Below are 8,174 nucleotides of genomic sequence, written 5' to 3'. Positions count from 1 at the left end.
ACGCCATTCGAAGCTGGGCTATCTAAGCCCGGTGGCGTTCGAGGCCCGTGCTATGCAAACTTAACCTGACGTCCACGAAACCGGCAGCAGGCCACTTGGCCAATCATGGCGATTAGGCACACCATCACCCTCAGGCAGCTCAGATGCTCTTCAACCCTGCCCGTGCGCCCAGCTTGGCCGCCTCTTCCTTCCGTTCGCTGTAGCGGCTGGTGAGGTAGTCCGAGGTGCCCCGCGCGAGGAGGGTGAACTTCATCAGTTCCTCCATGACGTCCACCACGCGGTCATAGAAGGCGGATGGCTTCATGCGGTCCGCCTCGTCGAACTCCTGCCATGCCTTCGCGACAGAGGACTGGTTGGGGATAGTGATCATCCGCATCCAGCGTCCGAGCACGCGCATCTGGTTCACGGCATTGAAGGACTGCGAACCTCCTGACACCTGCATGAGCGCCAGCGTGCGGCCCTGAGTGGGCCGGATCGCGCCTCCCGGAAGCGGAATCCAGTCAATCTGCGCCTTTAGCACCGCGCTCATGGCGCCGTGCCGTTCGGGGCTGGTCCAGACCTGGCCTTCTGACCACAGCATGGCCTCGCGCAGCTCCACCACCTTGGGATGGCTGGCTTCGGCATCGTCGGGCAGAGGCAGGCCATCGGCATGATAGACCCGCGTCTCGGCGCCCATGGCATCGAGAAGGCGTTGCGCCTCGAAGGTCAGAAGGCGCGAGTAGGAGCGTTCACGCAGCGATCCGTAGAGCAGCAGGATGCGGGGCGGATGCGTGGGCGTTGATGCCGTCAAACGGGCAGAGTCCGGGCGCTCGAAGGCTTCAAGAGCAAGGTTGGGAAGCTTGGTTTTCTCAAGCATGGGGATCGCCCTCCCGGTGAACCGTCTCGCCGTCCTCCTTGGTGAACTGCGCCACCGGACGGTCGAGGAGATCGAGGACCACCTCGGACGGGCGGCAGAGCCGTGTTCCTTTCGGAGTTTCCACGATGGGACGGTTGATGAGGATGGGATGCACCAGCATGGCGGCGAGGAGTTGGTCATCGTTCAGCGAGGGCTCGCTCAGGCCCAGGTCGGCGTAAGGCGTGCCCTTCATGCGCAGCAGGTCCCGTGGCGTGATGCCCATGACCGCGATCAGCGCCTTCAGGCGGTCTCGGCTCGGAGGCTCCTTCAGATACTCGATGATCACCGGCTCTTCGCCGCTGGCTCGGATCATGGCCAGTGTGTTGCGTGAAGTCCCGCAGGCGGGGTTGTGCCAGATGGTGATGGTCATGTCCGGTGCGTCCTTTCGGGAAACCACTGGCGGGTGCGGTTGGCGAAGGCCACGAGCGAAAGCATCACTGGCACCTCTACGAGGACGCCCACGACAGTGGCGAGAGCGGCCCCCGAGTTCAGGCCGAAGAGGCTGATTGCCACCGCGACCGCCAGCTCGAAGAAGTTAGAGGTGCCGATCATCGCGCAGGGTGCGGCAATGTCGAACGGCACCCGAAGTGCCCGCGCCGCGCCATAAGCGATCGCGAAGATGCCGTAGCTCTGAATCAGGAGAGGCACGGCGATGAGGAGGATCACCAGCGGGTTCTCCAGGATCCTCTCGCCTTGAAAGCCGAAGAGCAGCACCACGGTGATCAGGAGCGCCGCCATGGTGAGGGGCCTGATGCGGTCCCGGAAGGCTTCCACCCCCGTCGCCCCGCCCTGCGCCACAAGGCGGTTGCGGGTGAGGATGCCAGCCGCGAGGGGCACGACGATGTAGAGCAGCACGGACAGCAGCAGGGTGTCCCACGGAACCACGATATCGGTGACCCCCAGCAGCAGCGCCACGATGGGGGCGAAGGCCACGACCATGATCAGATCGTTCACGCTCACCTGCACGAGTGTGTAGGTTGGATCGCCGCGGGTGAGATTTGACCAGACGAAGACCATGGCCGTGCAGGGCGCGGCACCGAGCAGGATCACGCCGGCGAGATAGGCCTGCGCGTCCTCGGGCGCGATGAGACCGGCGAAGAGGTGCTCGAAGAACAGGACCCCCAGAGCGGCCATGGTGAAGGGCTTGATGAGCCAGTTCACCACCAGGGTGATGAGGAGGCCCCGCGGTTGCTCGCCCACCCGGCGGATCGACCCGAAATCCACGCCCACCATCATCGGATAGACCATGGCCCAGATGAGCACGGCGACAGGCAGGTTGACGGAGGCGACCTCCATCCGGGCGAGGCCACCAAACAGGCCAGGCGCCAGGTTGCCCAGCACGATCCCGGCCACGATGGCGGCTGCCACCCAGAGCGAGAGCCAACGCTCGAAGACGCCGAGCCCCCCTGCGGGGGCGGGGGCGTCGGCTATGTGGTCCGTCATGAAGATCTCCGGGAAATCAGCAGCAGGGCGCCAACTCGGCCACGAGCGGCACGCAGAGCTCGGCGCGACCGCCGCAGCAATCTTTGAGCAGGAAGAGGGTGAGCGCCCGCAGACGCTCCAGGTTGGCGCGGTAGATGATCGAGCGGCCGTCCCGTGCCCCTGTAACCAGGCCGGCGTGGGAAAGGATGGTGAGATGGGCTGACAGGGTATTGGCCGGCACATTCAGGGAGCGGGCCAGCTCTCCAGCGGGCAGGCCCTCGGGTTCGTGACGCACAAGAAGTCGGAAGCACTCCAGCCGGGTCGGCTGGGCCAGAGCGGACAAGGCAGCAATGGCGTCAGATGGTTCCATAAATCTAGAATAACCGAACAATTGGTTGTGAACAAGGCTCGTGAGTGCATTTCCACGACGGGAGCCTCTGTCCAGTTCAGTCTCACTCACCCGATGAGCATGGTCGCGGCGCTTACCATCAGCTGCCGAGGCAAGTTGACGAGCTTCCGCCGAACAGGGCTGTCCTCGAGACATGCCTTCTTGCCTGCGGCAAAACCCTGACGCAACGTCATGAAAAATTTCAGGAGCTTGCCCCCTGCGGCCAAGGTTCCTCCTCAACCCTCGATATATATATATCTGAAGGCCTGCAAGCTGTCCGAACAATCTCCCCATCCTGAGAAGGCAGCTTCCGGCGCCCCGAAGCCTGCGGTCTCACCGATCGCCGCGTCCGGGGGCGAGAACCCTCCCGACATGCCAGACGCTCTCGGAGCAATCCACAGCGAAGCCGTGGCACAGCCCTCGCCGGACGCTGAACGGTTGGAAAGCACCGTTAGCGAGGCAGTGCGGGCTCTCTGGCAGGCTCTTCGGCGCGAAGGTGAGAAGACCACTGCCCGGGCCTGGACCTGGGTGTCCCATCAGGCAAAGGCGCGGCTCGCAGGCACGAGATCACGTATTGCGGGCCGCGTGCGCACATTGGCGGATCGCGGGTTGTCTGCATCTGCATCGGGGATCAGGGCCAGCAGGAGACTGGCAGTCTTTCAGCCCTTCCTGCAAGCCCCACGGAAACCTATGCGAAGATTGGGCAAGCGCGGGCTGCGGCTGGTCCGTCGCGGCTGGCGGCTCACCCTCTGGTCGCTCGGTCTGCTCCTAGTCGGAGGAGGAGCGATGGCATTTGCGATGTGGATGACCATGCGGGATCTGCCCCTGGCCGATATCCTGCCGCCCTTGCCCGAGCCGACGATCGCCGTTCAGCTGGCGAACGGAGAGACGCTGACCTCGCAAGGCGCCTACCGCGCGCCCTATGTCGCCCTGGACGAGATGCCCCTGCACTTGGGTGAGGCCGTGCTCGCCATCGAGGACCGGCGCTTCCGCGAGCACACCGGCGTCGATCTGCGGTCAATCGCACGCGCACTGCTGCGCAATACCCAGGCAGGCGGCATCGTGCAGGGTGGAAGCACTATCTCGCAGCAGTTGGTGAAGATCCTTTATCTGGAGCCGGAGCGCACCTTCACACGCAAGTTCCACGAGGCTGTGCTGGCCGGAATGCTTGAACGGCAGCTGGGCAAGGAGCGCATCCTCGAGCTTTACCTCAACGCGGTCTATCTTGGCTCCGGCGCGCATGGGATGCCCGCAGCGGCGCATACCTATTTCGACAAGGAGATCGGCGAGCTGGGGCTGCCCGAGGCAGCCCTGCTCGCCGCATCGATCCAGCTGCCCTCGCAGGTGAACCCTTTTTCGGATCTGGATGCGGCGCGCGACCGGGCGGCACGGGTCCTGAGGCTCATGGCCGAGCAAGGCCGGATCGACGAGGCCACCCGCGACCAGGCTGTAAAGGGCTTGGCGGCCCTTGAACCCAAGCCGCTGCCAAGCCGTGCCGGCAGCTACTTCGCCGACTGGGTCCTCAAGGAACTGGAGACACTGAAGGGACAATCCGGCGGGGGCCTGTCAGCCACGGCCAGTCTCAATCCGAAGCTCCAGGCTAGCGCGGAGCGGATCGTCCGTGAAGTCATGGCCGAGCGAGGGGCCGCGGCGGGGGCCACACAGGCGGCTCTTGTGATCATGACCCCGGACGGGCGGGTGCGGGCGATGGTCGGGGGGCTCGACTACAAGGCCAGCCAGTTCAACCGTGCAACGGACGCAAGGCGCCAGCCGGGCTCCACCTTCAAGCTCTTCGTCTACATGGCGGCGCTGGCGATGGGGGCTCAACCGGACACCCGGATCTCGGATAATCCGATCGCGATCGGCGACTGGAAGCCCGAGAATTTCGACCGGAGAAGCCATGGCACCGTCACCCTGCGCCAGGCTTTCGCCCATTCCTACAATCTCGCCACCGTCCGGCTGGCTCAGGAGGTGGGCATCGGGAAAGTGGCCGAAGTGGCGCGGCTGTTCGGGATCGAGGCTGAACTCCTGCCAACACCCTCTTTGGCACTGGGCGCATCGGAGGTGACCCTGCTCGACATGACGGAAGCCTTCGCCGGGTTGCTCCGGGGCCGTGTCCCGGTCCGGGCCACCGGTATCGAGATGCTGCGGCTGAGCGAGGGCAGCGATGCCCTGAGCATCACCGCGATCAACGAGCGCGAGCAGACGAGCCTCAGCCGGACGCAGGGACCCATGCTGGGACTGTTGCGCGCGGCCGTCGAAGAGGGCACGGGACGTGCCGCCGCCATTGATGGGCTCGACATCCTGGGCAAGACCGGAACGAGCCAGGACAGCCGCGATGCCTGGTTCATCGGCCTTGTTCGCGGGCACGGGCTCGTGGTCGGCGTCTGGATCGGAAATGACGACAACTCGCCCATGGACCGGGTTACCGGAGGCAGTCTTCCGGCCGAGATCTTCCGGAGCACCGTTATCGCGGCCTTGGAAGGTGCACCTGCCCCGCAGGCTGCCCAGGTGCCGCGCACAGTGCCAGACACGGCCGAGCGTCCGCAGTGCGATATCCGCGCCTGTTCGGCGGCCTATCGATCGTTTCGTGCCTCAGACTGTACCTTTCAGCCCTATTCCGGTCCGCGCCGGCTGTGCACGCGCTGATCGCAGGAGCCCTGATCATGCTTGACCGCAGTCGGCCTGATCAACCAGGACTGCTGGTCACTGGGAAGTAAGCAACAGGTCCTTGGCGGTGGCTCCCCTCGACCGTCACGACTGCGTTCACACGAACACGCCGGTATTGTTCTCAGCGCACCAGCATCACACCCCTGGGCACCTTGACATTGCACGACGTGGGAGGCGGCTGGTGGCCCGGTGGGCGGTTCGGATACCAGATCCGGCAGGAACCCGGGGGCGGACGGTGCCCCTTTGGGACCTTCAGCCCGGCTCTCTTGCCCTCTTTCCGGTCACGATCCTTCTCGCGACCTTCGCGCTGGTGCCTCTCCTCCTGTCGAGCCATGAGGTTTCGATCCAGCGCCTGAGAAAGACCCGCCGCACGCGCGATGGATTGCAACAGCTCGTGACTCTCGGGCTCGAGTTCCGCGATCATGCCACCAAGGTCAGCTGAGCGCGTATTCACGGGGGGTGGTAGGGCCGAAGGGTTGCTCCCCTCGGGCAACCTAGCCGCCTGCGCCTGCGCGATATGGCTGAGAACAGGTTCCTGTGGCTGCCCAGGGGTCATCCTTGTTCCGGTTTCCGGCCCGGCGTCGACCGTTGTCAGGGTGCCAGCGGAAGCCGGAAGCGGTGAAAACTTCCCTTCTGCAACTTCGCCCCGCAATGGCGCTCCTGTCGAGCTGCACTCCATCAATGCCGCCTCGAGGCTTCCCGCTTCCAGGGTGGCGCAATCGGGCGATTGCCAGGATCGTGCGTCCTGGGCCTCGGCCAAGGCTGCAAAGGCGAACGTGGCAGTCCCACAGAGTATGGCCAGGCGCATGGAGTAGTCTCCGAGAGAGTCCGAGAAAAACACGACCTTGGGACAGCAGTTCCCGATTGGCCACATACGTCACAGTGCTTTGAGGCCGAACCCTTGCGGGCACGTATTCTGGACGTCAGTCGTAATCTTCGGACAATCTCTTCGGCCCGCGCCAGCACTCGCATGGCCGCCCGAGATTGCTCGATGAGCAGCCGGTCTGTACCTTCGAGGCAAGGTCTGCGGTGTCCGCCCGCTGCGCGGTGCCACGATCATCGGGAGAACTCCTGAATGGCGGTACGGCTCTTCGTCTTCGATGCTTATGGTACCCTGTTCGACGTGGGCGGGGCCGCCCGCCAAGCGGCAGCCGAACCTGGCGCCGAAGCCTGGGCGGACCGTTGGGTTGCGCTTGCCGCCCAGTGGCGGCGCAAGCAGTTGGAATACAGCTGGATCCGGGCCGTGGCGGGGGCGCATGCCGATTTCTGGCAAGTCACGCAGGTTGCGCTCGACTGGACGCTGGAGGCCGAAGGGCTTGCCGATCCGCAGCTTCGACAGCGATTGCTGGACCTTTACTACGAACTCCCGGTCTTTCCCGAAGTCCCCGAGATGCTGCGCCAGATGAAGGAACTGGGGTTCACACTGGCGATCCTGTCGAACGACTCGCCCCCAATGCTGCAGGCGGCAGTGGTCTCCGCAGGAATTACGCCCTTCGTGGATGCGGTCCTGTCGATCGAGGAGGTGGAGGTCTTCAAGCCCGATCCCGCAGTTTACGCAATGGTGGGTGCGTGCTTCGGCGTGGCGCCCCCCGAGATAGGTTTCGTGTCGTCGAACGGCTGGGACGCCTGCTCCGCGGCAGCCTTCGGCTTCCACGCGATCTGGGTGAACCGCGAGGGTGCCCCTATGGACCGCTTGCAGGGTCGACCTGCCCACGAGTTGTCAGATCTGCACGCGCTGCCCATTCTGGTTGCCGGGATGGGCGACGGCAACGGTCGGAGTCGATAGGCTCTTCCGGTTTGGACGCTTTCGGATCTCTCAGGGTCTGCGTCGACTCTGGATCCAGATCGGCCCGAGACGCTGTGCCTCATGCGCATCAACTCATCCCATCCTGATCAACCGCCCCATCGTGAAGACACCCAAACCGCTGCTCGGCTGAATGCGCGACCCATGCAGTTTCGTTACACCCCGGGGGCGCGGGTCGAGGCGCAAGGCCAGGGTTGCCGCGCTTCTTGAGAGCATCAGGACCCTGTCTGATTGCTCTTTGAGCCTGCTTTTCTCAGCCTGCCGGCCTTGTTGCCAGCAAGGATATCCGCACGGCGCGAAACAGCCGGCTGCGCGTGCGAAGCACCGACCAGGTCAAGGCTTGCAGCAGGCTGGTCCAATCCTGGGTCAGGACCAGGGGCAGGCGACGCAGGTCAAGCCGTGGCACGGCCAGAGCAGCACCCAGCCCTTCATCGGTGCGGCTGATCGGAGCGCCGGCTTGTCGGGCGAGCGCAATCATGGCCTTGTTGTCGGGCTGGATCTGCAATGCGATTTCGGTTGCACCCAGCAGGCAGGCGCGCACTCGCGCGCGGGCAATCAGCTCGCTGCCCAGACCGTTGCGATGATGGGCGGGGTCGACCGACAGGCTGACTTCAGCATGATCAGGACCAAGCTCGTCGATGAACAGCTCAAACGCGCCAATCAGATGCCCGTCCAGAAAGCAGCCCTCGACATGGCAGGTCTGGATGGCGCGCGCCGCGTGTGCCTCCAAAGCGCCGTCGCTCACCCCTCCCCAGAAGCGCCGCCGGCGTCCCTCGGGCGTGAGTGACTTGAGATGCGCGGCGTAGACATCCGCCTCCCACGGAAAGAGACGGCGAAAAGAGGCGCGGGTCCAGCCGGGCATGATGCAACCTTCGTCTAGCCACCCTCCCCGTAGTCAAGTTAGGGTCAGGACCCATTGATTTGCCTGCTGCTGCGTGATTCAGTCTCCGTGAGGAGACTGATCGATGAGCAACCTTTTTTGGCTGACCGATGAG

Annotated in this window: 8 protein-coding genes; 3 read left to right on the top strand and 5 right to left on the bottom strand. The window is 64.4% G+C overall.

The features are described from left to right. Nucleotides 1-139: 139 nt before the first annotated feature. From arsH to BLQ03_RS16960, 4 genes are read right to left on the bottom strand one after another with little or no spacing between them, the layout of a single operon-like run. Entirely contained in the window at nucleotides 140-856 is a 717-nt protein-coding gene (gene arsH, locus BLQ03_RS16975) for an arsenical resistance protein ArsH (RefSeq protein ID WP_090757488.1), read from the bottom strand. Next, nucleotides 849-1,265: an arsenate reductase (glutaredoxin) gene (gene arsC, locus BLQ03_RS16970; protein WP_090757487.1), complete on the bottom strand. Its 417-nt coding sequence runs from the start codon at nucleotides 1,263-1,265 to the stop codon at nucleotides 849-851. Before arsC ends, arsH begins: the two co-directional genes overlap by 8 nt. Beyond that, nucleotides 1,262-2,338, bottom strand: a complete 1,077-nt coding sequence (arsB, locus tag BLQ03_RS16965; RefSeq protein WP_090757486.1) for an ACR3 family arsenite efflux transporter — start codon at nucleotides 2,336-2,338, stop codon at nucleotides 1,262-1,264. Before arsB ends, arsC begins: the two co-directional genes overlap by 4 nt. Before the next feature lie 16 nt (nucleotides 2,339-2,354). Next, on the bottom strand, nucleotides 2,355-2,777 hold the full coding sequence (locus BLQ03_RS16960) for an ArsR/SmtB family transcription factor (RefSeq protein WP_342672032.1): 423 nt from the start codon (nucleotides 2,775-2,777) through the stop codon (nucleotides 2,355-2,357). A 714-nt stretch (nucleotides 2,778-3,491) separates the two neighbouring features. On the opposite strand from BLQ03_RS16960, the gene BLQ03_RS16955 reads away from it, so the two are divergent. From BLQ03_RS16955 to BLQ03_RS16945, 3 genes are all read left to right on the top strand, one after another. Continuing rightward, nucleotides 3,492-5,354, top strand: coding sequence for a PBP1A family penicillin-binding protein (locus tag BLQ03_RS16955; protein ID WP_175558937.1), 1,863 nt, complete (start codon nucleotides 3,492-3,494; stop codon nucleotides 5,352-5,354). A 256-nt stretch (nucleotides 5,355-5,610) separates the two neighbouring features. Beyond that, on the top strand, nucleotides 5,611-5,817 hold the full coding sequence (locus tag BLQ03_RS18470; RefSeq protein ID WP_090757484.1) for a hypothetical protein: 207 nt from the start codon (nucleotides 5,611-5,613) through the stop codon (nucleotides 5,815-5,817). 633 nt (nucleotides 5,818-6,450) lie between these two features. Continuing rightward, on the top strand, nucleotides 6,451-7,161 hold the full coding sequence (locus BLQ03_RS16945) for a haloacid dehalogenase type II (RefSeq protein WP_090757483.1): 711 nt from the start codon (nucleotides 6,451-6,453) through the stop codon (nucleotides 7,159-7,161). 271 nt (nucleotides 7,162-7,432) lie between these two features. On the opposite strand, the gene BLQ03_RS16940 is transcribed toward BLQ03_RS16945, so the two are convergent. Beyond that, nucleotides 7,433-8,041: a GNAT family N-acetyltransferase gene (locus BLQ03_RS16940; RefSeq protein ID WP_090757482.1), complete on the bottom strand. Its 609-nt coding sequence runs from the start codon at nucleotides 8,039-8,041 to the stop codon at nucleotides 7,433-7,435. Between the last annotated feature and the right edge of the window lie 133 nt (nucleotides 8,042-8,174).

This window comes from Paracoccus chinensis, from assembly GCF_900102885.1.
Lineage (GTDB): Bacteria > Pseudomonadota > Alphaproteobacteria > Rhodobacterales > Rhodobacteraceae > Paracoccus > Paracoccus chinensis.
Note: the sequence above shows the minus strand (reverse complement) of the source record. Positions and strands in the feature narration are given on the sequence as shown.

What these genes read in the sequence shown, in the direction of transcription:
- arsH (WP_090757488.1), bottom strand. Translation starts at nt 856, where the DNA reads ATGCTTGAGAAAACCAAGCTTCCCAACCTTGCTCTTGAAGCCTTCGAG.
- arsC (WP_090757487.1), bottom strand. Translation starts at nt 1,265, where the DNA reads ATGACCATCACCATCTGGCACAACCCCGCCTGCGGGACTTCACGCAAC.
- arsB (WP_090757486.1), bottom strand. Translation starts at nt 2,338, where the DNA reads ATGACGGACCACATAGCCGACGCCCCCGCCCCCGCAGGGGGGCTCGGC.
- BLQ03_RS16955 (WP_175558937.1), top strand. Translation starts at nt 3,492, where the DNA reads ATGGCATTTGCGATGTGGATGACCATGCGGGATCTGCCCCTGGCCGAT.
- BLQ03_RS16945 (WP_090757483.1), top strand. Translation starts at nt 6,451, where the DNA reads ATGGCGGTACGGCTCTTCGTCTTCGATGCTTATGGTACCCTGTTCGAC.
- BLQ03_RS16940 (WP_090757482.1), bottom strand. Translation starts at nt 8,041, where the DNA reads ATGCCCGGCTGGACCCGCGCCTCTTTTCGCCGTCTCTTTCCGTGGGAG.